Source organism: Klebsiella sp. MISC125 (assembly GCF_051131775.1).
Taxonomy (GTDB): domain Bacteria; phylum Pseudomonadota; class Gammaproteobacteria; order Enterobacterales; family Enterobacteriaceae; genus Klebsiella.
The window spans coordinates 238,472-262,038 of the sequence record NZ_CP180448.1; the positions used below are offsets into that span (position 1 = coordinate 238,472).

20 protein-coding genes are annotated in these 23,567 nt (G+C 52.6%); 10 read left to right on the plus strand and 10 right to left on the minus strand.

What is annotated here, in order from left to right; all coding sequences use genetic code 11:
* Positions 1-41 precede the first annotated feature (41 nt).
* Both avtA and ACMYSL_RS01140 read right to left on the minus strand, forming a co-directional pair.
* Positions 42-1,298 (minus strand): valine--pyruvate transaminase, encoded by a 1,257-nt coding sequence (gene avtA / locus ACMYSL_RS01135; protein WP_434661156.1) that lies wholly within the window; start codon positions 1,296-1,298, stop codon positions 42-44.
* Positions 1,299-1,472: 174 nt separating this feature from the next.
* Positions 1,473-3,506, minus strand: coding sequence for an alpha-amylase (locus ACMYSL_RS01140; RefSeq protein WP_434661157.1), 2,034 nt, complete (start codon positions 3,504-3,506; stop codon positions 1,473-1,475).
* 315 nt (positions 3,507-3,821) lie between these two features.
* Between ACMYSL_RS01140 and ACMYSL_RS01145 the strand changes: the two genes are divergently transcribed.
* Positions 3,822-4,649 (plus strand): protein bax, encoded by an 828-nt coding sequence (locus tag ACMYSL_RS01145; RefSeq protein WP_181484483.1) that lies wholly within the window; start codon positions 3,822-3,824, stop codon positions 4,647-4,649.
* 58 nt (positions 4,650-4,707) lie between these two features.
* On the opposite strand, the gene xylR is transcribed toward ACMYSL_RS01145, so the two are convergent.
* The 4 genes from xylR to xylF all read right to left on the minus strand — a co-directional run bounded on the left by xylR (position 4,708) and on the right by xylF (position 9,768).
* The gene (gene xylR, locus ACMYSL_RS01150) at positions 4,708-5,886 is read right to left on the minus strand and encodes a D-xylose utilization transcriptional activator XylR (protein ID WP_182235276.1); all 1,179 of its coding nucleotides are present in this window, start codon (positions 5,884-5,886) and stop codon (positions 4,708-4,710) included.
* A 124-nt stretch (positions 5,887-6,010) separates the two neighbouring features.
* Positions 6,011-7,192: a xylose ABC transporter permease XylH gene (gene xylH, locus ACMYSL_RS01155; RefSeq protein WP_182235275.1), complete on the minus strand. Its 1,182-nt coding sequence runs from the start codon at positions 7,190-7,192 to the stop codon at positions 6,011-6,013.
* On the minus strand, positions 7,170-8,711 hold the full coding sequence (locus tag ACMYSL_RS01160) for a xylose ABC transporter ATP-binding protein (protein ID WP_182235274.1): 1,542 nt from the start codon (positions 8,709-8,711) through the stop codon (positions 7,170-7,172). Before ACMYSL_RS01160 ends, xylH begins: the two co-directional genes overlap by 23 nt.
* 64 nt (positions 8,712-8,775) lie before the next feature.
* Positions 8,776-9,768 carry a D-xylose ABC transporter substrate-binding protein gene (gene xylF / locus ACMYSL_RS01165; protein WP_220471421.1) on the minus strand — a complete coding sequence of 331 codons (993 nt, stop codon included), beginning with the start codon at positions 9,766-9,768 and terminating at the stop codon, positions 8,776-8,778.
* 374 nt (positions 9,769-10,142) lie between these two features.
* Between xylF and xylA the strand changes: the two genes are divergently transcribed.
* The 3 genes from xylA (at position 10,143) to yiaB (ending at position 13,536) form a co-directional block, all read left to right on the plus strand.
* Positions 10,143-11,465: a xylose isomerase gene (gene xylA / locus ACMYSL_RS01170; protein ID WP_110276288.1), complete on the plus strand. Its 1,323-nt coding sequence runs from the start codon at positions 10,143-10,145 to the stop codon at positions 11,463-11,465.
* A 69-nt stretch (positions 11,466-11,534) separates the two neighbouring features.
* Positions 11,535-12,989 (plus strand): xylulokinase, encoded by a 1,455-nt coding sequence (xylB, locus tag ACMYSL_RS01175; RefSeq protein WP_434661158.1) that lies wholly within the window; start codon positions 11,535-11,537, stop codon positions 12,987-12,989.
* 169 nt (positions 12,990-13,158) lie between these two features.
* Complete coding sequence (yiaB, locus tag ACMYSL_RS01180) at positions 13,159-13,536, plus strand: inner membrane protein YiaB (RefSeq protein ID WP_434661159.1); 378 nt, start codon at positions 13,159-13,161, stop codon at positions 13,534-13,536.
* A 2-nt stretch (positions 13,537-13,538) separates the two neighbouring features.
* Here yiaB and ACMYSL_RS01185 read toward each other — a convergent pair whose 3' ends face one another.
* The gene (locus ACMYSL_RS01185; protein ID WP_434661160.1) at positions 13,539-14,534 is read right to left on the minus strand and encodes an acyltransferase; all 996 of its coding nucleotides are present in this window, start codon (positions 14,532-14,534) and stop codon (positions 13,539-13,541) included.
* Positions 14,535-14,719: 185 nt separating this feature from the next.
* Between ACMYSL_RS01185 and ACMYSL_RS01190 the strand changes: the two genes are divergently transcribed.
* From ACMYSL_RS01190 to yidD, 6 genes are all read left to right on the plus strand, one after another.
* The gene (locus ACMYSL_RS01190) at positions 14,720-15,019 is read left to right on the plus strand and encodes a YsaB family lipoprotein (RefSeq protein ID WP_434661161.1); all 300 of its coding nucleotides are present in this window, start codon (positions 14,720-14,722) and stop codon (positions 15,017-15,019) included.
* Positions 15,020-15,156: 137 nt separating this feature from the next.
* Positions 15,157-16,068, plus strand: a complete 912-nt coding sequence (gene glyQ / locus ACMYSL_RS01195) for a glycine--tRNA ligase subunit alpha (RefSeq protein ID WP_110276255.1) — start codon at positions 15,157-15,159, stop codon at positions 16,066-16,068.
* A 9-nt stretch (positions 16,069-16,077) separates the two neighbouring features.
* Entirely contained in the window at positions 16,078-18,147 is a 2,070-nt protein-coding gene (glyS, locus tag ACMYSL_RS01200) for a glycine--tRNA ligase subunit beta (protein WP_304254103.1), read from the plus strand.
* Positions 18,148-18,473: 326 nt separating this feature from the next.
* The gene (hokA, locus tag ACMYSL_RS01205) at positions 18,474-18,626 is read left to right on the plus strand and encodes a type I toxin-antitoxin system toxin HokA (protein ID WP_110276253.1); all 153 of its coding nucleotides are present in this window, start codon (positions 18,474-18,476) and stop codon (positions 18,624-18,626) included.
* Positions 18,627-18,931: 305 nt separating this feature from the next.
* Positions 18,932-20,551, plus strand: coding sequence for an ABC-F family ATP-binding cassette domain-containing protein (locus tag ACMYSL_RS01210; RefSeq protein WP_434661162.1), 1,620 nt, complete (start codon positions 18,932-18,934; stop codon positions 20,549-20,551).
* A 118-nt stretch (positions 20,552-20,669) separates the two neighbouring features.
* On the plus strand, positions 20,670-21,056 hold the full coding sequence (gene yidD, locus ACMYSL_RS01215; protein WP_434661163.1) for a membrane protein insertion efficiency factor YidD: 387 nt from the start codon (positions 20,670-20,672) through the stop codon (positions 21,054-21,056).
* A 49-nt stretch (positions 21,057-21,105) separates the two neighbouring features.
* Here yidD and cspE read toward each other — a convergent pair whose 3' ends face one another.
* From cspE to ACMYSL_RS01230, 3 genes are all read right to left on the minus strand, one after another.
* On the minus strand, positions 21,106-21,318 hold the full coding sequence (gene cspE, locus ACMYSL_RS01220) for a transcription antiterminator/RNA stability regulator CspE (protein ID WP_110276250.1): 213 nt from the start codon (positions 21,316-21,318) through the stop codon (positions 21,106-21,108).
* 260 nt (positions 21,319-21,578) lie between these two features.
* Entirely contained in the window at positions 21,579-21,869 is a 291-nt protein-coding gene (locus ACMYSL_RS01225) for an HTH-type transcriptional regulator (RefSeq protein ID WP_182235267.1), read from the minus strand.
* 238 nt (positions 21,870-22,107) lie between these two features.
* Positions 22,108-23,466, minus strand: coding sequence for an MFS transporter (locus ACMYSL_RS01230; protein ID WP_434661164.1), 1,359 nt, complete (start codon positions 23,464-23,466; stop codon positions 22,108-22,110).
* Positions 23,467-23,567 lie beyond the last annotated feature (101 nt).

Sequence of the window (23,567 nt, forward strand, 5' to 3'; positions counted from 1 at the left end):
CCCGGGGAATATCCCTCAATGTCGGGTCGCCTGACGCGTCATTACGCGTCCTGCTCGCCCCAGGCGCGTTCAACTTCTTCGGCAAGAATCTTCACGCCAACTTCAATTTTCTCCGGGTCCGGCACGTAGTTCATGCGCATGCATTGATGCGTGTGCGGCCAGGGTTTATCCAGTCCCGGGAAGAAGTAATCGCCCGGCACCATCAGGACGCCGCGTTTCTTCAGGCGCTGATACAGCAGCTCGGTAGAAATCGGCAGGTCCTTAAACCACAGCCAGAGGAAAATCGCCCCTTCCGGCTTGTGGATCAGGCAGCGTTCTTGCGGCAGATAGCGGCGAATAATGGCGATAGTTTCCTGTACGCGCTGGAAATAGAACGGTTTAATCACGGTTTCCGACAGGCGCAGCAGGTCGTTGCGTTTAATCATCTCGCACATCATGGCTGGCCCCATCCCGCCGGGGGCGAGGCTGATAATGCCGTTCATATTGCTGATGGCGGTGATGATTTTCTCGTTGGCGATGATAATCCCGCAGCGACTGCCCGGCAGGCCGAGCTTGGAGAGGCTCATGCACAGGACGATATTCGGATTCCACAGCGGCCTGGCGTCACTGAAAATAATCCCCGGGAACGGAACGCCGTAGGCATTATCAATAACCAGAGGAATGCCATGCTGGTTGGCCAGCGCATCCAGCTTGATCAGCTCGTCGTCGGTAATAACGTTGCCGGTCGGGTTGGTGGGGCGAGAAACGCAGATCATCCCCGTCTCGTCCGTTACCTGCAAATGCTCGAAATCCACGTGATATTTAAACTGGCCTTCCGGCAGCAACTCAATGTTCGGACGTGTGGCGACAAACAGGTCTTCTTCGAGGCCGGAATCGGCATAGCCGATGTACTCAGGCGTCAACGGAAACAGCACCTTACGGGTAGTTCCATCCGCACGACGGCCTGCGAAGAGGTTAAACAAGTAGAAAAACGCGCTCTGACTGCCATTTGTCAGTGCAATATTCTGTGGCTCGATCTCCCAGCCCAGTTCATCACGTAGCATTTTCGCCAGCAGGACCAGCAGCTCGCTTTTACCCTGCGGGCCGTCATAATTACAAAGCGCATCAAGGGCTTTGCCGCTATTCAGCATGTCGGCTAGCAGGCTATGGAAGTAATCATTCATTCCCGGAATCTGTGCGGGATTACCGCCGCCCAGCATGATGGCGCCCGGCGTGCGCAGGCCGTCATTAAGGTCTTCCATCAAGCGGGTGATGCCCGAATGACGGGTAAATTTGTCGCCAAAAAGTGAAAATGTCATCGCGATTAATCTGTCGGTATCCCTGGAAAGTGGGTAACCATAACGCCAGCGCAGACAGGGTGCAAATCGAGGGACTGGAAGGATATTTCTGTTTTGTGCTGCCAGAGAAGTGTTTTTTGGATATTTATCCTGAAAACGCTCCCCTGATAATCAGGGGAGCGTGCTGTTATGTGATTACTGCTGGCCCGCCCACACCACCATCACCTTATCGTCGCCGCTCTCGCGGATAAAAGCGTAGCCTTTTGACATCGATAGCGTGGTTTGTTTGCCCATGCCAATCGCCGGATGGCGGGCGCGGAACTGGCCCAGTTTCTCCCAGTGGGTGACGCTGCGCGCGGCTTTACCGCTCACATCCTGCCAGTTCATATCCGAACGCGTGCCTTGCAATGGGTCTGACCCCGTTGGGCCAAACGGCCGTGAGGATTCATCACCGTAGAAGATTTGCACGGCGCCTGGCGCGAGCAGCAGCAGTTCCGCCGCCGTGCTGCCGCCTTCACGGAACAGGCTGGTGTCGTGCGAGGAGAGATAGCTTAATACGTTGAAGTCCTGGAGCTTCTCCGCCATTTGTTGCCAGGTCAGATCCATCGTGGACATGCAGCTTGCCGCTTTCGACGCCTGATCCTGATAATCGAAGTTCAGCATCGCGTCAAAACCGTGGCGATAGTAATCGCTCTGCATTACGCCGTGGCCCCATGCCTCGCCGGTCATCCAGAACGGCGCGTTATCCAGCGCTTTTTCCGGGTTGGCCTTTTTCCATTCTGCCAGCGCTTGCGTGGCCTGAGTTTTTAACTGCTGCCAGGCGGCTTGTTCAACGTGTTTGGCGGTATCGACGCGGAAACCATCAATACCGTAATCACGTACCCATTGGCTCAGCCAGTGGGTCAGGTAATCACGCGGCGTGTAGCCGGGGATCTCTTTGGCCGCGGTATCCGGTTTATGGTGATAGAAGTTTGGCAGGCCGGAAGGCTCCGTGGATTCGGTTTTCAGGTCAGGCAGGAAAGCCAGCGACATGGTTAGATCGTCAAACCCGGGATTGTCGTAGTCGCCGATATCGGTGCGGATCCATTTTTTACCCCACCATTTCTCCCATCCTGCTTTATCGCTGAAGTTGATGTAGTCGTTAAAGCTGTGCCAGCTTTGACCGGCGCGCGGCTTCCAGTCGGTCCAGCGCTCGCCTAAAGTCTTTTTCAGTTCGTCGCCCTGGATGTACAAAGAACCGAACTGGAACTCCTGCATGTCTGCCAGAGTCGCGTAGCCGGTATGGTTCATCACCACGTCGAACAGAATGCGGATCCCACGCTTATGGGCCTCATCGACGAGACGGCGCAAATCGTCTTCCGTCCCCATGTTGGCGTCCAGTTTCGTCCAGTCCTGGGTGTAATAACCGTGATAAGCGTAATGCGGGAAATCGCCCTTAGTGCCGCCGCCAACCCAGCCGTGGATTTGCTCCAGCGGCGAGCTGATCCACAGCGCGTTGACGCCGAGCTGCTGGAGATAATCAAGTTTACTGGTCAAGCCTTGCAGGTCGCCGCCGTGGAAGGTGCCGATTTCTTGCATACCGTCTTTGTGGCGGCCATAGCTATTGTCATTGGCCGGATTGCCGTTAACAAAGCGGTCGGTGAGGACGAAATAGACAGTAGCGTTGTGCCAGTTAAATGGTGCGGCAGCTTGAGTCTCTGCACGTTCAAGCAACAGCAGGCCATTGCTGTTAAACGCGGGCTGGAGGGTAATTTTACCGCCGCTGACGGTGGCGACATTGCCGCTATAGAAGTCGCGAACTTTACTGCCTTCGGCGAAGGATTTACTGACGTCGATGGTCAACGGTTTGCCATCCCATTTCGGACACTGCTTCAGCTGCGGCGCGGCGGCGGCGGCAGTCTGTTTCTCCTCCAGGGAAACCATCAGGGTTGGCGTGCCCGAACGGGTATCGACTTCCAGGGTATAGCGGCCATCGCGGAATACGCGCCACTGCGGTGCTGGATCGCGACAGGGCTCCATGGAAAGCATCTGGTTGAGCTTGATGATGCCAGCGGGCTGCCAGCACTGTTGGTCAAAATTAATTCGCAGAGGGCGCGTACCCTTTGCTACCTCGTTTTGACTGATAAATCTGCCGGTGCCTTCTTCGGTAAAGGCGGGGAAATCTGCGGTGGTCCAGGCGGCGAAGGCCATCCCAGGCAACAGCAGCGACGCAAGCGCAGCGAGTTTCATTCCGGAGTCCTGTGTGCGGTGTTTTGTTCAGTTTGCGCGTTTGCTTATCCAATGAACTCATCCCGTCTCTGCTTTTCCTGGGAGGATGAATAAGGGTGAGTGATCACGCTCAAAAAATGAGCGTGAAATGCGATGGTTGTCGCATTTTTGAGCGGTTGTAATGCCGCAGAAACCGATTTCAGGTGACAGCTTTTCGGAATTGGACTATTTCTGTGGGTGCGTCATCTGGGTATTTTTGATACTATTCGCGATTCAACCATCGATTTTTTGCGAAAAACAAGGTGTTGGAATGATTAAATCCGACCAGGAGACCTAATGATATCGATTCCCATGCGACGATATGGGGCTGCGATACTCATGTTACTTACCTGTTTATTTTCAGGTAGTGTGCTGGCAACAACACACACAGCAACAACGAGTCATAAAGCCTCAGAAGTTAAGAAGAAAAGTACGGTTAAAGTAAGCAAGGTAAGCAGTAAACAAGAGTATTCTCGCAATAGTGTAAAGAGCAGTTCACTTCCTGATTTGCGAAAATACCCTTCCGGGACACCAAGGAAAAAAGCGTTTCTCCGGACGGTAATGCCTTATATTACGAAACAGAATCAGGTGATTACCGCCGATCGTAACTGGCTTGTAACCAAGCAGTACGATGCACGCTGGTCACCGAGCGAGCGTGCGCGCCTGAAAGAGATCGCTTCACGCTATAAAGTGAAATGGTCTGGCAATACTCGCCATATTCCATGGAATTCGCTGCTTGAGCGCGTCGACATTATTCCGAATAGCATGGTAGCAACCATGGCGGCTGCGGAAAGCGGCTGGGGAACGTCAAAGCTGGCGCGGGTGAACAACAATCTGTTTGGTATGAAGTGTGGCGGTGGAAACTGTCGCGGTGCGGTGAAGGGCTACTCCCAGTTTGATTCTGTAGAGGAGTCCGTTCAGGCCTACGTGAGAAATCTGAATACGCATCCGGCCTATTCGTCGTTCCGTAAATCGCGTGCGCAAATGCGCCAGGCCGATCAGGAGCTGACCGCCAGCACGATGATTCACAAGCTGAAGGGCTATTCGACCAAAGGGTCGAGCTATAACAACTATCTCTTCGCGATGTATCAGGATAACCAGCGGTTAATTGCCGCACACATGTAATTGCTCATACATGTCATCTAATGCCCGGTGCGCAAGCCCGGGCATTTTTCTTTGCGTTCTACATCATCACTTCACTGTGCCGGTCGCGGTACTCCTTCGGCGTCACGTCGTACTCTTTCTTAAACACTGAATAGAAATATTGCAGCGATGGGTAGCCGCACATCTGCGAAATTTCGTTAATCGACAGCGTAGTCGATACCAGCAGGCTGCGCGCTTTTTCTAACTTTTCGCTGTGGATCATCGTATGAATCGTCTCGCCCACCTCCTCCTTGAAGCGCTTTTCAAGGTTCGAGCGGGAGATACCGACGGCATCCAGCACCTGCTCGACCTTAATCCCTTTACAGGCGTTGTTACGGATATAGTGCATTGCCTGAATAACTGACGGATCGGACAGCGAACGATAGTCGGTGGAACGACGCTCTATTACGCGCATCGGCGGAATCAATTGCCGCTGCAACGGTAAGTCTTCGTTTTCCAGCAGACGATGCAGCAGCTTCGCGGCCTGATAGCCCATCTGGCGGGTGCCCTGGGCGACGGATGACAGAGCGACGCGCGACAGGTAGCGGGTAAGCTCTTCGTTATCAATGCCAATCACGCACAGCTTTTCCGGGACCGGAATATGCAGCCGCTCGCAGGCCTGTAACACGTGGCGTGCGCGGGCATCGGTGACAGCGATAATTCCGGTTTGCGGCGGCAATGTTTGTAGCCAGTCGGCAAGCCGATTTTGCGCATGCTGCCAGTTTTCCGGCGCTGTCTCGAGACCCTGATACACCACGCCGCGATATTTTTCTCTGGCGACCAGCTGGCAAAACGCGTGCTCGCGCTCGGCGGCCCAGCCTTTGCAGCTGGAAGTGGGCAGACCGTAAAAGGCGAAGCGGTTGATGCCTTTTTCTTTCAGATGGAGAAACGCGCTTTCGACCAGCGCGGCGTTATCGGTAGCGATGTAGTGAACCGGCGGATAGCATTCCGGACGATGGAAAGAGCCACCGACGCCGACGATAGGAACATCGACGCCGATCAGCAGATTTTCAATTTCCGGGTCGTCGTAATCGGCAATGACGCCGTCGCCTAACCACTCCTTAATGTTTTCAATTCGCGCCCGGAAATCTTCCTCAATGAAGATGTCCCATTCCAATTGCGATGCTTGTAAATATTCGCCAACGCCTTCAACAACCTGGCGGTCGTAGGCTTTGTTGGCGTTGAATAACAGCGTAATACGGTGACGCTTTTCAAACATAGTGTTGTTCCTGGTCTCTTTCGCTGGTCGTACAATACCGACCAATGCCCGAATTATTTCAAGCTACTTGTGCCTAAGTTTGGCGGTAGCGCAAATAATTCGGGCATATTTATTTTTAATGCGATCAGCTTCGACGTTTAGTGGCTGAATCCATCCACACCGCCAGTAATAGAATGACGCCTTTGACGATGTACTGCCAGAAGGTGGCGACGTCCATCATGCTCATGCCGTTATCCAGCGCGGACATGATAAATGCCCCCATAACGGCCCCTGCGACGCTGCCAACGCCACCCGCAAGGCTGGTTCCGCCGATCACGCAGGCGGCGATGGCATCCAGTTCGGCAATATTTCCGGCAGAAGGTGACCCGGCTCCGAGTCGTGAGCTGAGGATCAGCCCGGCGATAGCTACCATCAGGCCATTAATGGCAAATACGGCCAGCTTGGTGCGTTCAACGCTGATGCCCGACAAGCGCGCGGCTTCCAGGTTTCCGCCGATGGCGTAGATGCGCCGACCAAAAGCGGTACGCGTGGCCATAAACATGCCTACCAGCAGCAGAGCAGCCAGGATAAGTACCGGCGTCGGTACGCCGCGGTAGTCGTTTAGCAGCCAGATTGCACCCAAAACGATAACGGCGGTAATAGTCTGACGACCCACGGTTGCGGTTGATGCCGGCGTCGTCAGGCCTAATGCCTGGCGCCGCATCCGCCCACGCCATTGCCAGATAATAAACGCCGCCATTCCCACGACGCCAATAGCGAAGCCAATGCCATCAGGGAGATAGCTCTGGCCGATTTGCGACATTGCCGGGCTGGTGGGGGAAACGGTGGTTCCATTGGTAATGCCGATCAGAATGCCGCGAAACGCCAGCATTCCGGCAAGGGTTACGATAAACGAGGGGACTTTGCGATAGGCGACCCACCAACCGTTCCAGGCCCCTAGTATCAGGCCCAGCGCCAGCGTGACCACTATCGTCAGCGGTAGGGGCCAGCCGAGCCAGACATCGAAAATCGCCGCCGCGCCTCCGAGCAGGCCCATCATTGAACCGACAGAGAGATCGATCTCGGCGGAAATAATCACAAACACCATCCCGACTGCGAGAATGCCGGTGATAGCGGTCTGGCGCAGCAGGTTGGAGATGTTGCGCGCGCTCAGATAAGCGCCTTCAGTGGTCCAGGTGAAAAACAGCATAATCGCCACGATGGCGGCGATCATCACGAAAACCTGGAGATTCATGCCTTTTAGCCCTGACAGTGCGGCGGGAGCTGGCGGGGTGAGTTTTATTTCAGACGACGTGTTCTTCGACATGGCGTTCGCTCCTCAGTGCGGCTTCCATCACCTGTTCCTGGGTCAGGTCCTGATTGATCAAATTGGCTTTCAGCTTGCCTTCATGCATTACCAGCACCCGGTCGCTTAGCCCAAGCACTTCGGGAAGCTCAGATGAAATGACAATGACGGCGATCCCCTGCTGCACTAGCTGATTAATCAGCTTGTAGATTTCGTATTTAGCGCCGATGTCGATGCCGCGGGTGGGCTCATCGAGGATCAGAATGCGCGGATTCAGCAGCAGGCAGCGGGCGAGGATTGCCTTTTGCTGATTGCCGCCGCTCAGGCGACCAATCGCCAGTTCCGGTGATGAGGTTTTGATTTTCAGGCGCTGGATGGATTGCTGAATGCAGTGTTGCTCACCGGCATCGTCAAGGCTGCTCAGCGGGCCGGTAAATTGGCTCAAGGCAGCCAGCGTGATGTTCTTACCTACCGCCATAACTGGCACGATACCGTCTTTTTTCCTGTCCTCCGGCACCATGGCAATGCCCAGCGCGATAGCCTGCTGGCAGTTGTGAATCGCTACCTGCTGACCATCAATAAAAATTTTTCCCTGCCAGCGGCCCGGCCAGACGCCAAATAAGCATTGAACTGCTTCGGTACGACCTGCGCCGACCAGCCCGGCAATACCCAAAATTTCGCCGCGCCGCAGCGAGAAAGAGATGTCGTTGACCCGCTTGATGTGGCGATTCACCGGGTGCCAGGCGGTTAAGTTCTCAACCCGCAGAATTTCATCGCCGCAGCTGTGGGCTTCATTGGGATAAAGTGCCGTGAGCTCGCGGCCCACCATCATGGTGATGATGTCATCTTCATTCATGCCATCGGCGTTGCGAGTGCCGATATGCTGGCCGTCGCGGATCACGCAGATGGTGTTTGATATGGCTTTGACTTCATTGAGTTTATGGGAAATATAAATACAGGCGATACCGTGATTTTGCAGATCGCGAATAATAGTCAGCAGAATGGCTGTTTCTTGTTCAGTTAATGAGGCGGTGGGTTCATCAAGAATTAACAGCCGCACCTGTTTATTTAGCGCTTTGGCTATTTCGACCAGTTGCTGCTGACCGAGACCTAAATCTCCGACACGGGTATCGGGTGAAATAGATAAATTGACCTGAGCCAGCAGTTTCTCACAGCGTAAGGTCATGGTTTCATAATCCAGCAAGCCGTAGCGAGAGATCTCCGCGCCGAGAAAAATATTCTCCAGAACGGTCAGGTGTTTTACCAGCGCCAGCTCCTGGTGAATGATGGCGATCCCCTTACGCTCGGTATCGCGAATATGGCCGGGCTGTAATATTTCCCCGGAAAAAATAATTTCTCCTTCATAACTTCCGTGCGGATATATTCCGCAAAGTACCTTCATCAGCGTGGATTTTCCGGAGCCATTTTCTCCGCATAAGGAAACCACTTCCCCGGCGTTCAGCCGCAGGCTGACATTATCAATCGCCTTCACCACACCGAAGGTTTTGCTAATGTTTTTCATTTCGAGTAACCAGGACATAGATGCTCCGCATAAGCGATATCCGGCTGGACGAGGATAACGCCCCGGAAAGGGGCGTCAGCAATTACAGTTCGCTCTTTTTGTGAAAGCCGTCTTTAATCACCGTCTGATCAATATTGTCTTTATTGACTTCGATTGGTGTCAGCAGCCGCGACGGTACATCTTTCAGCCCGTTGTTGAGCGTGGCGTCTGCCTGGGGTTGTTTATCGTTGCCCAGTTCGACGGCGATCTCCGCCGCAGTGGTGGCAAGGGTGGTGATCGGTTTGTAGACGGTCATCGTCTGGGTGCCTGCGATAATGCGTTTTACGCCCGCGAGATCGGCGTCCTGGCCGGAAATTGCCACTTTACCCGCAAGACCCTGGGCGCTTAAGGCCTGAATAGCACCGCCGGCGGTAGCGTCGTTAGAGGCGACGACCGCATCAATTTTGTTATTGTTGGCGGTCAGGGCGTTCTCCATAATTTTCAGCGCATTTTCTGGTAGCCAGCCGTCGACCCACTGATCGCCAACGATTTTAATTTTGCCATCATCAATATAGGGCTTGAGGACTTTCATCTGTCCAGCGCGGAACAGCTTGGCGTTATTATCGACAGGGGAGCCGCCCATCAGAAAATAGTTTCCCTGAGGGACTTTATCGACCAGGCTTTGGGCCTGCATTTCACCCACTTTTTCATTATTAAAGGAAATATAAAAATCAATATCGGCATTATTGATCAGTCGGTCATAAGCAAGAACTTTAATACCCTCTTGCTTTGCTTCTTTAATCACATTGCTGAGCACCTGGCCGTTGTACGGAATAATAACCAGAACGTCGACGCCGCGATTTATCATGTTTTCGATTTGCGACATTTGGGTTTCTTCGTTGCCATTTGCTGATTGTACAAATACTTTCGCACCTAATGATTCAGCTTTATTGACAAAAATATCACGATCTTTTTGCCAGCGCTCAAGACGGAGGTCATCAATAGCCATGCCAATTTTAACTTCTTTAGCGATACCCGAAAAGCTAGTGAGGACCAGCGCGGCACAGAGCGTAAGGCAAAGGTTCTTTATCTTCATAATAATAACACCTTTTTTGTAAAGTGCAGGATAAGAAGGGTGATGAAAATAAACGGCCTGATACAGAGAAGATTTTTAACTCGGAAACGGGCGATGGCAATTATCTATGCTTATTTTACGGTTATGAAATTTTGTTTATTTGTGAATTTATGACCGTGATCGTACTTTAATAATCAATTATCATCGTATTTCATTGATCTCTCATCATGTAAGCAGCGAAATTAGGCGTTTTACGTATTATTTTTGCGACCTGGCGCACGTTTGTGAATTCTCTCAATTGCGGTGTGAAATAACGTAATTGAGGAAAGTAAAAGGAGAATTCTATATTGGATTATGACTTATTACTCGCCGCACCCCTGAATATGGAGTTCATTATGCAGACCTATTTCGATCAACTTGATCGCGTTCGTTATGAAGGCCCGAAATCCGCTAACCCATTGGCTTTCCGTCATTACAATCCGGATGAGCTGGTGCTGGGCAAACGCATGGAAGACCACCTGCGCTTTGCGGCCTGCTACTGGCACACCTTCTGCTGGAATGGTGCTGACATGTTCGGTGTGGGTTCCTTTAATCGTCCCTGGCAGCAGCCGGGCGAAGCGCTGGAAATGGCGAAGCGTAAAGCCGATGTCGCTTTTGAGTTTTTCCACAAGCTGAACGTGCCTTATTACTGCTTCCACGATATCGACGTCTCTCCGGAAGGCGCGTCCCTGAAAGAATATGCCAATAACTTTGCGCAGATGGTTGATGTGCTGGCAGAAAAACAGCAGCAGAGCGGCGTCAAGCTGCTGTGGGGCACGGCGAACTGCTTTACTAACCCACGTTACGGCGCAGGTGCGGCAACGAATCCGGATCCGGAAGTATTCAGCTGGGCGGCGACTCAGGTGGTTACTGCGATGGATGCGACCCATAAACTGGGCGGCGAAAACTACGTTCTGTGGGGCGGTCGTGAAGGTTATGAAACCTTACTGAATACCGATCTGCGCCAGGAACGCGAGCAGATTGGTCGCTTTATGCAGCTGGTCGTTGAGCACAAACACAAAATTGGCTTCCAGGGCACGCTGCTGATCGAGCCAAAACCGCAGGAGCCGACAAAGCATCAGTACGATTATGACGCTTCTACCGTGTACGGTTTCCTCAAGCAGTTCGGTCTGGAAAAAGAGATCAAACTGAATATCGAAGCGAACCACGCGACGCTGGCAGGTCACACTTTCCATCACGAAATTGCTACCGCCATCGCTCTTGGCCTGTTTGGCTCCGTTGATGCTAACCGTGGTGATCCGCAACTGGGTTGGGATACCGACCAGTTCCCGAATAGCGTTGAAGAAAACGCGCTGGTGATGTACGAAATCCTTAAAGCGGGCGGCTTCACCACCGGCGGTCTGAACTTTGATGCTAAAGTGCGTCGTCAGAGCACCGATAAATACGACCTGTTCTACGGCCACATTGGCGCGATGGACACTATGGCGCTGGCCTTAAAAGTGGCAGCACGTATGATTGAAGGCGGTGACCTGGATAAACGCGTTGCCAAACGTTATGCCGGTTGGAACGGTGAGCTGGGCCAGCAAATCCTTAAAGGGCAGATGAATCTGACTGAAATCGCTCAGTATGCGACTCAACATAACCTGGCTCCGCAGCATCAAAGCGGCCATCAGGAGCTGCTGGAAAACGTTGTTAATCGCTATCTGTTTGATAATTAATGATGATGCCCGGCTAGCCCGGGCATTGGCTATAGCAGATGCTTATTCGCGCCAGTAAGGAGAGACTGTATGTATATCGGGATTGATCTGGGTACCTCGGGTGTTAAGGCCATTTTGCTCAACGAGCAGGGCGAGGTCGTGGCTTCACATACCGAAAAGCTCGACGTATCGCGTCCGCACCCTCTATGGTCCGAACAAGATCCTGAACACTGGTGGCAGGCAACGGACTGCGCAATGAAAGCGTTGGGCGCGCAACACTCTCTGCGCGAGGTCAAAGCCTTAGGCATTGCCGGGCAGATGCACGGCGCAACGCTGCTGGATAAACAACAGCGCGTTCTGCGCCCGGCGATTTTATGGAATGACGGCCGCTGTGGCGAAGAGTGCGCGCTGCTGGAAGAGAAAGTCAGCCGTTCGCGGGAGATAACCGGCAATCTGATGATGCCTGGATTTACCGCGCCGAAGCTGCTGTGGGTTCAGCGCCACGAACCTGAAGTCTTCCGCCAGGTTGATAAAGTTTTACTGCCAAAAGATTATTTACGTTTACGTATGACCGGCGAGTTTGCCAGCGATATGTCTGATGCTGCCGGTACGATGTGGATGGACGTGGCGCGACGCGACTGGAGCGATGAAATGCTCGCGGCTTGCGGGCTGAGCCGCGATAACATGCCCGCGCTGTTTGAAGGTTGTGAGGTGACGGGCTCGCTTCGTTCTTCCATCGCGCAGTCGTGGAATATGCCGGAAGCGCTGGTGGTGGCAGGTGGCGGCGATAACGCGGCGGGTGCGGTTGGCGTGGGCATGGCGGATGCCGGTCAGGCGATGCTGTCGCTGGGAACATCGGGCGTCTACTTTGCCGTCAGCGACGGTTTTCTTAGCAAACCGGAAAGCGCCGTTCACAGTTTCTGTCACGCGCTGCCCGGACGCTGGCATCTGATGTCGGTGATGCTGAGTGCGGCATCTTGCCTCGATTGGGCGGCGAAATTAACCGGTCTCGGTACGGTTCCAGCGCTGATTGCAGCGGCGGAATCGGCTAACGACGATGCCGATCCGGTCTGGTTCTTGCCCTACTTATCTGGAGAACGTACGCCGCATAACAATCCGCAGGCGAAAGGCGTCTTTTTCGGCCTGACCCATCAGCATGGCCCAGCGGAACTGGCGCGAGCGGTATTGGAGGGCGTTGGCTATGCCCTGGCTGATGGGATGGATGTTGTTCACGCCTGCGGCGTTAAGCCAGAGAGCGTAACGCTGATTGGCGGCGGTGCGCGCAGCGCGTACTGGCGGCAAATGCTCGCGGATATTAGCGGTCAACAGCTTGATTTTCGCACCGGCGGCGATGTCGGTCCGGCGCTTGGCGCGGCGAGACTGGCGCAGTTAGCACTACATAAAAATGTCGCATTCTCTGATCTGCTCCCGCAACTCCCGTTGGAACAGGCTCATCGTCCGGATGTCGCACGTTTTGCCCGTTATGCCCCTCGTCGGGAAACCTTCCGGCAGATTTATCAGCAGCTTTTACCGTTGATGTCCTGATAAATTCGCCCCAGTTGATGGGGCGAATCCATTCTTTGAATATGTCCTGATTTATTCATTCGCTGTGTGTATTTATATATTCCGAATTTGTCATTTCGGATGCGAAAAGTACCGATAATCACGTTTCATCAGTACATAATGAGGGCTGTTTTTTTGCCAGGGAGGCCCTATGAAAAATAATATTATTCCAAGGCTATTGATGGCCATCGGGGCGCTGATTTATCTGGTGGGTATCTGGCGTACCTGCCCGTTATTTAGCGGTAAAGGTTATTTTCTCGGCGTTCTGGTGATGGGGCTATTCGCGATGTTAGCCCATCAGCGTACGATGCAAGAAGAACGTAAAAAAGATGATGGCTTTGCTTCGTTATGTCGCCTGGTACTCCTGCTATCAGTTGGTTTATTAATGGTCGGCGCCATGTTTGTGCCCGCCGGTTGGGATGAGAAGATCATCTACGTGGTGGCGTGGTTTGTGTGTTTATACGGCGCATCAACATTGCCCCGTAAAACAGTATCGAAACGCGTGGCGCAGCAAGACTCCGCAGAATAACCCTAGCTCACCAGGCGACGGCTATCGAACCGTTGAACCAGGGTTGAGAGCAGCAAGCTTCCCAGCAGCGCGGCGCTAAAAATCCACACGATATCCAGCAACGGCCAGCGCGTCAGTTCAAGCCCACTGGCGCGAAGCGCGTGGATGATCAGTGCGTGAAAGCCGTAAATCCCTAAGGAATGGCGGGCGATTGGCGCAATAAGCGGTATCTGGCGCGTATTGAGCGTATTTTTTGCCAGCGTCAGTAGGGTAATCGCGCAGATAAAAACTGCGGGTCCGCAGTATAAATACCAGGTATCGCCAAAGTCGCCGCGCCAGCGCAACTCATACAGCGTGCCACGTGATATCACCCATACTGTTGCCAGAAAGAGCGTTGCGCACAGTGGCGTCAGCCATTTTCTATCGGTGTCCATCATCCCAATTGCCCGGCCCAGAATGCCGTACAGCACATAATAAAAGGCATCGCCACTGATATAGAGATTAACTGGCAGCCATTCGATTCCACCTGCTTTCACCGCCACCATATTAGGATTTGCCATGATGCCAATAACCAGCATGAGCGCCAGCAGCATCTTACCGCTGACCTGTTTAACCTGGATTAACGGCGAGAGCAGATAAATCACGGTGATCGCGAAGAAAAACCACAGGTGATAGAAGACTGGCTTTTGCAGCACATTCTTTAGCGACAGTTCGACGTTGATATGGGTGAACAGGGCGATATAGAGCAGAGACAGCGCGCTGTAAAAGAGGATGCATAGGCCAATGCGCAGAAAATGCCGGGGCTGAGCGCTACGCTCACCGAAAAATAAATAGCCTGAAATCATGAAAAATAGCGGTACGCTGACGCGGGATGCGGAGTTAAGGAAATTAGCAATGTCCCAATCCAGCAGGCTGATAGTATGCGGGTGAGTGATGTACCAGGTGGTGCTATGAATCATCACCACCATCAGGCAAGCAATACCGCGCAAATTGGTAATCCAGTTAATTTTTTCCTGCATCAGGGCCTCAATTGCGTCCTCTCAAAAAGGGTCTGACTTCGATTATTCGATGGTATCTCAGTGGAATAATCTGAGTTTATCGCCATAGACTTGTCGTGACATGGACCGATTTGCACAATGGTTGGGTCAATTTACGCAATCTGCACAATAACAATTTACTCACAAGGTGGTCGAGAAAAGTGGTGATGAAATATGTATTTTCTGGACTGCTGTTAATTCTGCTGGCGGGCTGTAGCCAGACGCCATCTCAGCCAGAGCAAAAAGCGCAAAGAGCGCAGATAACGCCGCAAACGACTCTCAATATGGAGCAATTGTGCAAGGATAATGCGGCAATACGTTACAGTACAGGTATTCGGCAGGTCGATGTTAGCCATGTTGAACAGTTCCAGGGAAGCTATGAGCTTTCGGGTATGACCTCGCAGAATGAGCGCTTTATCTGTTCTTTTGATCCGGACGGGCAGTTTTTGCATCTTTCCATGCGCTAAATGCGGCTCTGGTGCCGCGTGATGGCGTTAATTTCCGCAATTTTCCTTAAACAACCCCGTTTCATACTGTATATCTCTCAGTCAGCGGGTATACTGATCCCTTCCTTTAAATCCACACGTATCCAGCACGAAATAATATGCAAAAGTTTGATACCAGGACCTTCCAGGGCTTGATCCTGACCTTACAGGATTACTGGGCTCGCCAGGGCTGCACCATTGTTCAACCATTGGACATGGAAGTTGGCGCCGGCACCTCTCACCCCATGACTTGCCTGCGCGCGCTGGGGCCAGAGCCGATGGCTACCGCCTATGTTCAGCCTTCTCGTCGTCCGACCGACGGCCGCTACGGTGAAAACCCGAACCGTTTACAGCACTACTATCAGTTCCAGGTGGTGATTAAACCTTCTCCGGATAACATTCAGGAGCTGTACCTCGGTTCTCTGAAAGAGCTGGGTATGGATCCAACTATTCACGATATTCGCTTCGTGGAAGACAACTGGGAAAACCCAACGCTGGGAGCCTGGGGTCTGGGCTGGGAAGTGTGGCTGAACGGCATGGAAGTGACGCAGTTTACCTACTTCCAGCAGGTCGGCGGTATGGAGTGTAAACCGGTTACCGGTGAGATCACCTACGGCCTGGAGCGCCTGGCGATGTACATTCAGGGCGTAGACAGCGTTTACGACCTGGTCTGGAGCGACGGCCCGCTGGGTAAAACCACCTACGGCGACGTGTTCCATCAGAACGAAGTCGAGCAATCGACTTACAACTTCGAATATGCAGACGTCGACTTCTTGTTCTCCTGCTTTGAGCAGTATGAGAAAGAAGCTCAGCTGCTGCTGGCGCTGGAAAACCCGCTGCCGCTGCCTGCCTACGAGCGTATTCTGAAAGCCGCCCATAGCTTTAACCTGCTGGACGCGCGTAAAGCCATCTCCGTCACCGAGCGTCAGCGCTATATTCTGCGCATCCGCACTCTGACCAAAGCAGTGGCTGAAGCTTACTATGCTTCCCGTGAAGCCCTTGGCTTCCCGATGTGCAACAAGAATAAATAAGAGGCGGCCATGTCTGAGAAAACTTTCCTGGTGGAAATCGGCACTGAAGAGTTGCCACCAAAAGCACTGCGCAGCCTGGCTGAATCCTTTGCTGCGAACGTGACTGCGGAGCTGGATAACGCTGGCCTCGAGCACGGTAAAGTTGAATGGTTTGCTGCTCCGCGTCGTCTGGCGCTGAAAGTGGCAAATCTGGCGGCGGCGCAAGCCGATCGCGAAGTCGAAAAACGCGGCCCGGCGATTGCCCAGGCGTTCGATGCCGAAGGCAAAGCGAGCAAAGCGGCCGAAGGTTGGGCGCGTGGCTGCGGTATCACCGTCGATCAGGCTGAGCGTTTGACCACCGACAAAGGCGAATGGCTGCTGTATCGCGCACACGTGAAGGGCGAAAGCACCGAAGCGCTGCTGCCGAATATGATTGCCACCTCGCTGGCGAAGCTGCCAATCCCGAAGCTGATGCGCTGGGGCGCGTCAGACGTGCACTTTGTGCGTCCGGTTCACACCGTGACGCTGCTGCTGGGCGACAAAGTTATTCCGGCAACGATTCTGGGTATCCAGTCTGACCGTGTGATTCGTGGTCACCGCTTTATGGGCGAGCCTGAATTCACCATCGACAATGCCGACCAGTATCCTGAAATCCTGCGCCAGCGCGGCAAAGTGATTGCCGATTACGCCGAGCGTAAAGCGAAAATCAAAGCCGATGCTGAAGAAGCTGCGCGTAAAATTGGCGGTAATGCCGATCTGAGCGAAAGCCTGTTGGAAGAAGTGACTTCCCTGGTTGAATGGCCGGTTGTTCTGACCGCAAAATTCGAAGAGAAATTCCTCGCCGTACCGTCTGAAGCGCTGGTTCACACCATGAAAGGTGACCAGAAGTACTTCCCGGTTTACGCGAACGACGGCAAACTGCTGCCGAACTTTATCTTCGTCGCTAATATCGAATCGAAAGATCCGATTCAGATTATTTCCGGCAACGAGAAGGTTGTGCGCCCACGTCTGGCGGATGCCGAATTCTTCTTTAATACCGACCGTAAAAAACGCCTGGAAGACCATCTGCCGCGTCTGCAAACCGTGCTGTTCCAGCAACAGCTGGGTACGTTGCGCGACAAGACTGACCGTATTCAGGCGCTGGCGGGCTGGATTGCCGAGCAGATTGGCGCTGACGTTAATCATGCCACCCGCGCGGGCCTGTTGTCCAAGTGCGACCTGATGACCAACATGGTCTTTGAGTTCACCGACACTCAGGGCGTGATGGGTATGCACTACGCACGTCACGATGGCGAAGCGGAAGATGTGGCTGTCGCGCTGAACGAGCAGTATCAGCCGCGCTTTGCTGGTGATGACCTGCCGTCCAACCCGGTTGCCTGTGCGGTCGCGATTGCCGATAAGATGGACACCCTGGCGGGTATCTTTGGTATCGGTCAGCATCCGAAAGGCGATAAAGACCCGTTTGCGCTGCGTCGTGCCGCGCTGGGCGTGCTGCGCATCATCGTCGAGAAGAACCTGAATCTGGATCTGCAAACGCTGACCGAAGAAGCGGTACGTCTGTACGGTGACAAGCTGACTAATGCGAAAGTTGTCGATGAAGTTATCGATTTCATGCTCGGTCGTTTCCGTGCCTGGTATCAGGACGAAGGCTATACCGTTGATATCATTCAGGCGGTACTGGCGCGTCGTCCGACTCGTCCGGCAGACTTTGATGCGCGTATGAAGGCGGTCTCGCACTTCCGTACCCTCGAAGAGTCTGCTGCGCTGGCGGCAGCGAACAAGCGAGTCTCCAATATTCTGGCGAAATCAGACGTAACGCTGAACGATATCGTTCATGCTTCCGTGCTGAAAGACGCGGCAGAAATTAAGCTGGCAGGCCATTTAGTCGTGCTGCGCGATAAACTGCAACCGTACTTCGCCGAGGGCCGTTATCAGGAAGCTCTGATTGAGCTGGCCTCTCTGCGTGAACCGGTAGATGAATTCTTCGAGAACGTGATGGTTAATGCTGAAGATCAGAACGTGCGCGTAAACCGCCTGACGCTGCTGTCTAAGCTGCGCGATCTGTTCCTGCAGGTAGCGGATATTTCTCTGCTGCAGTAAGCGTATCGTTAATAAATAAAAGACCTGCCTCTGGGCAGGTTTTTTATGTCTGGAATATAAATAAGCGAACCGTTAATAATTCTCTAATTAATGCTTTTATTAATTTCATTCAGCAGTGGGAATTTTTTTAGGAATATATCAACGCCGTCTTGTTAGATATTTAAGGTAGAATGCTTGCGGGTGCTTGAGACTGTTTGTCTCAGGTATTCTGCAGGAGACAGACAGAGAAAAGCCCCACCTGATAGTAATCAAAGTGAGGCTCCCCTATGCATCAACACCATAAGAGTAGCCTCTTACCTGTTGAAAATCAACACTGGAGGCGAGGAATGCCGCAAAAGTATCTGTTGTTTGGCTTAATAGTGATTTGCTTCACTGTTTTATTATTTACCTGGATGGTACGTGACTCACTATGTGAATTACAGCTTAGACAGGGAAATATTGAGCTGGTGGCATTCTTAGCCTGTGAAATTAAACAGTAAGAGTGTCTGGTGGGGAGTTATCCCCACCATTCTGTTGGTGTTAAGTATTCTCAATGCACCCTTTCATTTTTCATCAAATAAATGTTTTGCCTCCTGATATCAGGAGGCCTTTTTCCACCTGTCTGTCTACCTGTTGAAAAAACAGGCTTGAAATCTCTGCCGCGATGTGGCTATCCTATGTCCCGACGAATCCCTCGTCTTACTGGAGAGCACGCAACAAATGAACAAACACGACTGATGAATTTCGCTCCTTGCTTAGCGCTATTTGCGGGCAGGGGAGGTATTAATTTCATTCAGGAGTGCTTATGGCTCATTGTGCCCAGTCCCCTTCTTTTATTTTGCATCAGGTCACCTGTCAGTTTGCGACAGGAGATACGCTTTTTGGTCCGCTGAATTTATCGCTCGAAGGCTCCCTCTGTGGCCTGGTTGGGCGCAATGGCGTCGGAAAAACCAGGCTTCTGCGTTTGCTGGCGGGGGTTGACTCACCGTCTGGCGGAAGTATCGAGCGTATTGCTTCAGTTAGCTACGTGGCGCAGCAGCATGCGATGACCCCAAATACTACGCTGGCTGAGTTATTAGGCTTTGAATCTGTTTTCACTGCTCTGGCTCGCCTGAATCGAGGTGAAGGACGTGCTGACGACCTTGAACATCTTGATGGTTTTTGGGATCTTCCGGATCGCCTGCGTGCAGGATTCATGGATGCTGGTTTAGGTGAATTTTCCCCCGAACGTCCGGCCTCTTCGCTGAGCGGTGGTGAACGCGTGAAAGCGCTGTTATGCAGAGCATTTCTCAGTGGCGCGGACTATTTACTGCTTGATGAACCCACCAATCATCTGGACCGACAGGGCCGCGAGTGGCTGTATCAGCAGCTTGAACGCTGGCGTGGCGGGGCGCTGATTGCCAGCCATGACCGGGAATTGCTGGCCAGAATGCCGCGCATCCTTGAGCTGACGCCCGCGGCTCTGCGCAGCTATGGCGGAAACTACGCGGATTATCAGCAGCAGCGCGAGCTGGAACAACAGGCGGCTCGCGCCGCGCTGGAACATGCCGCCACTGAGCGAAGACGTACCCGCGCGCGTATGCAAAAAGAGCATGATGCCTGCCAGCGGCGTTCTGCGCAGACGTTACGGACTATCGACACGCTAAATATCGCCTCATTCGAACGGGTGGCTTACAAAGGGGCGGCGAAAGAGCGCCCCGGCACCCTTAAGCGCCAGCATCGTGAACAAAATAGCGTGCTCAACGATGCGGTAGTACAGGCGCGTGAACGGGTAGAGGAGGACAGCCCGGTGATGTTTACTTTGCCCGGTAGCCAGGTCGCTGCGGGAAAACAGGTGCTGGAGCTGGAAGCGTTGCAGTTGGCGCATGCGCATATGCTACCGCTGAGCTGGCGGCTTGATGGGCCGATGCGGGTGGCGCTGCGCGGCCCCAATGGTTGCGGTAAGACGACGCTGCTTAAAACGCTGCTGGGGCTAGAACCTGCTCAGTCAGGAGTCAGTCGCTTATCAGTTCACGCAGCGTATTTAGATCAGCACCTGAGTCAGTTAGATTTGTCGCTATCGGTGATGATGCATCTGAATCTCGGCGATACGCCATTAGAAGAAGGTGCCCTACGCAGCCAATTGGCGCAATTACAGCTGGGGGCGGACAAAGTCCATCTACCATTATCGGCCTTAAGCGGAGGAGAGCGGCTGAAGGCGGCGCTGGCCTGCGTGCTCTGGCGGCGGGAAGCGACGCAATTACTGTTACTTGATGAACCCACGAATCATCTCGACCTGGCGTCCACTCAGGCGATTGAAAAAGCGCTAGAACAGTTTCCCGGCGCGATACTGGTTGTGTCGCATGATGAAGCTTTTTTACAAGCGCTGAATCTGACCCACTTTCTTGAGTGGCGGGAAATCGGCTGGTTTGCTGGCGCGTATTGAATAGTGATAGATGGGTTCTCGATTGAGCAAATTATTTTTTGAGAATCCATTTATATTGGTCTTATAGAAATGGTGGTTATTATTGCCGTTCATGTCGCATCCGGCATAAAAGGCCTATATGAATAACCTGATTTTGAAATTCATCGTTTTCTATCAGCGTGTTATCTCTCCCCGTAAAGGATATCGCTGTGCGTATGGCGCTCTGCATCATACGCAAGGATGCTCAGGGGCGGTCAAAGAGATTATCCAACAGAAAGGTGTGATTGGCGGTTGGGGAGAGATTCGTCAGCGTTTCAGTGACTGTCGGCTTGCGGCTGAAACTTTGCAAAAACAAAAGCCTAAAGACGATCCGAAACGTAAAAAGGAGTGTGATGATTGTGGCCTTTCGGGCTGTGATGGCCAGTGTTGCACTTATCTGCCGGACTCATTACCGACAATCCCTCTGCCGGATTTGGAATGTCCTTGTGACTGCTCTTCCCTGGGTTTTAAAGGTTATCGCAGATAAAAAAATCCCCGCCGTTTGGCAGGGACTTGAAATTTTGAGCTTTTTAAGCTTACAGGCTGTTTACGTTACCAGCTGCCGGGCCTTTAGCGCCGCTTTCGATGGTGAAGGAAACTTTCTGACCTTCGTCCAGAGATTTGTAGCCTTCGTTCTGGATAGCAGAGAAGTGTACGAACACGTCTTTAGAACCATCGTCAGGAGTGATGAAGCCGAAACCTTTGTCAGCGTTGAACCATTTTACGATACCAGTCATTTTACCGGACATAGCGAATTACCTTTAAAAAATAAATGAGCCTTTCGGCGTTACGGTCTGGACTACAGATTTGAAGCGATAAAGGGAAAGTTCACTACCGGGGTATCAACGATAACCTTTGAAGGACTGCTCTATTCGAATACTCTGTGGTCTTTAAATCAAACCTGCGAGCATTAACGCATTTTCGCGCCGTGATAGCAAACTTTTTTTTCACTGGCTTAAAAACGGTCCTTAACAGGACCGTCAGCCTGAACGAAGTATAGCCTAAATTGTTAGTCGATGATCTGTCTTGAAAGCTGTGGGTTCGCCTGAATAAGGCGCATTAATTTCATCTCGGTGGAAGAGGGTTTCAGGCGTCTCGATTCCCACTCTTGTACCATTGCTACGCTGACGCCCATGGCATTGGCGAAATCATCTATCTTGAGCCCGGTACCTTTGCGTAGCTGTTCAAATTCGCTGAATGCGGCGGACTTGCGCGTCAGGGTTGCCGCCTGTGCTTGATCTTTAAAAATAATCTGTTCCAGGTTGCTCATTAATTCAAATACAGGATCTTTATATTCCATTGAGAGCTCCTCTCTTTCATACAGCGGAGGTTGAAATTTGTAGAGCCTCTTAAGAATAGTCGCAAAAAAGATCTAAGAATGATCACGTAGGTGATTATTTGCCGACGCGGTTTCTTCTGATGGGTCATGGTCTGGGTAAGATGATGATTAATAATGGGGCCAGCCTGTTTAGAAAATTATTGTAAACAGTTAAGAAGAAAAGCAGAAAAGGCCAGCGCGTTCCCGCTGGCCTTATGGATTACGCCTTTTGCAGCTTATCGACTTCGCCCTGTGGGGCCGTGGATTGTCGTTGGCTCAGTTTGTATTTCACCAATAATGCGATGGCGGACAAGAACGCCGGGATGGCCAATAGAGTAAAAATAGTCTCGAATGATAGCTGAGCTTCCATTAGGAATACGCCGCTAAACGCGCCAAGAATGCCGCCAAAGCGCCCAATGCCCAGCATCCAGGCAACGCCGGTAGCGCGGCCTTGTGTTGGATAGAATCCGGCAGCCAGCGCAGGCATCGATGATTGCGCGCCGTTCATAATACTGCCCGCGATAAACACCATCACACCCATCAACAGCAGGCTGCTGGTTGAGAAACCGACCAGACAAACGAATACTCCGGTCAGCAGCCAACCTACGGCGACGACCTTGTTCGGGTTGATCTTATCCATCAATGCGCCGAGGATGAGCACGCCAATGCCGCCACCCAGCGGGAACAACGCGGTAATAATCGAGGCCTGGCTCATGGTTGCGCCGGTTTCGCGAATTAACAGCGGCAGCCAACTGGTCAGTAAATAGAAAATCAGCAGGCCCATGAAGTAGGTCAGGCAGAGCATCACGGTCCCCACGGCATAGCGTGGTGAGAAAATCACCCCAATGGCCGATTTCTCTTTTACCTGCCCCGCTTCGCGTAGTTCAAATTCAGCGTGTTCAGGAACGGGAGCGATGCGGTGCAAAATGGCAGCAATATGCTGTGCTGGCTGCTGTTTCACCACCATATATCGCGCTGATTCGGGTAAGAGAAAGATCAGCACTACCGCTAACAGCAGCGGCATCACGCCACCAAGCACCAGCACGCTTTGCCAGCCGTAGTGAGGGATCATCCAGGCGGAGAGGAAACCTCCCAGCGATGAGCCCATCGGAAAGCCGACAAACATCAGGTTAACCATCAGCGCCCGACGGCGCTCGGGGGCATATTCGCTCATCAGCGTCGCGGCGTTTGGCATGGCGGCGCCCAGTCCAAGTCCGGTCAGAAAACGCAGTAGCGTCAACTGATTGAGACTGGTGGCAAAGGCGGTCAGCAGGCTGAAACTACCGAAAACCACGATTGACATAATCAGCACTTTCTTACGCCCAACGCGGTCGGCTAGCGGTCCGGCTGTCAGCGCACCGACGGCAAGCCCCACTAACGCGGCGCTCATCACCGGGCCCAACGCTGACTTTTCGACCCCCCATTCCTGTACAAGGTCGGAGGCAATAAAGCCGATTATCGCGGTATCGAACCCGTCCATAGCGACGGTGATAAAACATAAGGCCAGAATCATCCACTGGTATTTCGTGAAGGGATGTTCATTGATAAAAGCCTGAATATCGATGGTTGTTTTCTTCATGCGGCATTCCTGGCAGGCAGAGCGGGGGACAGAGATAGATTATTATTATCTCCCTCGCGGGCGTTGATATTGTTTGTGCGATTATCGAACGAATTGTCGTT

Excerpts from the sequence above, each read along its gene's own strand:
- ACMYSL_RS01190 (WP_434661161.1), top strand. The coding sequence starts at position 14,720 with ATGAAATATGTATTTTCTGGACTGCTGTTAATTCTGCTGGCGGGCTGT.
- glyQ (WP_110276255.1), top strand. The coding sequence starts at position 15,157 with ATGCAAAAGTTTGATACCAGGACCTTCCAGGGCTTGATCCTGACCTTA.
- cspE (WP_110276250.1), bottom strand. The coding sequence starts at position 21,318 with ATGTCCGGTAAAATGACTGGTATCGTAAAATGGTTCAACGCTGACAAA.
- xylF (WP_220471421.1), bottom strand. The coding sequence starts at position 9,768 with ATGAAGATAAAGAACCTTTGCCTTACGCTCTGTGCCGCGCTGGTCCTC.
- xylB (WP_434661158.1), top strand. The coding sequence starts at position 11,535 with ATGTATATCGGGATTGATCTGGGTACCTCGGGTGTTAAGGCCATTTTG.
- ACMYSL_RS01185 (WP_434661160.1), bottom strand. The coding sequence starts at position 14,534 with ATGCAGGAAAAAATTAACTGGATTACCAATTTGCGCGGTATTGCTTGC.
- ACMYSL_RS01140 (WP_434661157.1), bottom strand. The coding sequence starts at position 3,506 with ATGAAACTCGCTGCGCTTGCGTCGCTGCTGTTGCCTGGGATGGCCTTC.
- ACMYSL_RS01210 (WP_434661162.1), top strand. The coding sequence starts at position 18,932 with ATGGCTCATTGTGCCCAGTCCCCTTCTTTTATTTTGCATCAGGTCACC.
- yidD (WP_434661163.1), top strand. The coding sequence starts at position 20,670 with ATGAATAACCTGATTTTGAAATTCATCGTTTTCTATCAGCGTGTTATC.
- xylH (WP_182235275.1), bottom strand. The coding sequence starts at position 7,192 with ATGTCGAAGAACACGTCGTCTGAAATAAAACTCACCCCGCCAGCTCCC.
- ACMYSL_RS01160 (WP_182235274.1), bottom strand. The coding sequence starts at position 8,711 with ATGTCCTGGTTACTCGAAATGAAAAACATTAGCAAAACCTTCGGTGTG.
- ACMYSL_RS01225 (WP_182235267.1), bottom strand. The coding sequence starts at position 21,869 with ATGGAATATAAAGATCCTGTATTTGAATTAATGAGCAACCTGGAACAG.
- glyS (WP_304254103.1), top strand. The coding sequence starts at position 16,078 with ATGTCTGAGAAAACTTTCCTGGTGGAAATCGGCACTGAAGAGTTGCCA.
- yiaB (WP_434661159.1), top strand. The coding sequence starts at position 13,159 with ATGAAAAATAATATTATTCCAAGGCTATTGATGGCCATCGGGGCGCTG.
- ACMYSL_RS01145 (WP_181484483.1), top strand. The coding sequence starts at position 3,822 with ATGATATCGATTCCCATGCGACGATATGGGGCTGCGATACTCATGTTA.
- avtA (WP_434661156.1), bottom strand. The coding sequence starts at position 1,298 with ATGACATTTTCACTTTTTGGCGACAAATTTACCCGTCATTCGGGCATC.
- ACMYSL_RS01230 (WP_434661164.1), bottom strand. The coding sequence starts at position 23,466 with ATGAAGAAAACAACCATCGATATTCAGGCTTTTATCAATGAACATCCC.
- xylA (WP_110276288.1), top strand. The coding sequence starts at position 10,143 with ATGCAGACCTATTTCGATCAACTTGATCGCGTTCGTTATGAAGGCCCG.
- hokA (WP_110276253.1), top strand. The coding sequence starts at position 18,474 with ATGCCGCAAAAGTATCTGTTGTTTGGCTTAATAGTGATTTGCTTCACT.
- xylR (WP_182235276.1), bottom strand. The coding sequence starts at position 5,886 with ATGTTTGAAAAGCGTCACCGTATTACGCTGTTATTCAACGCCAACAAA.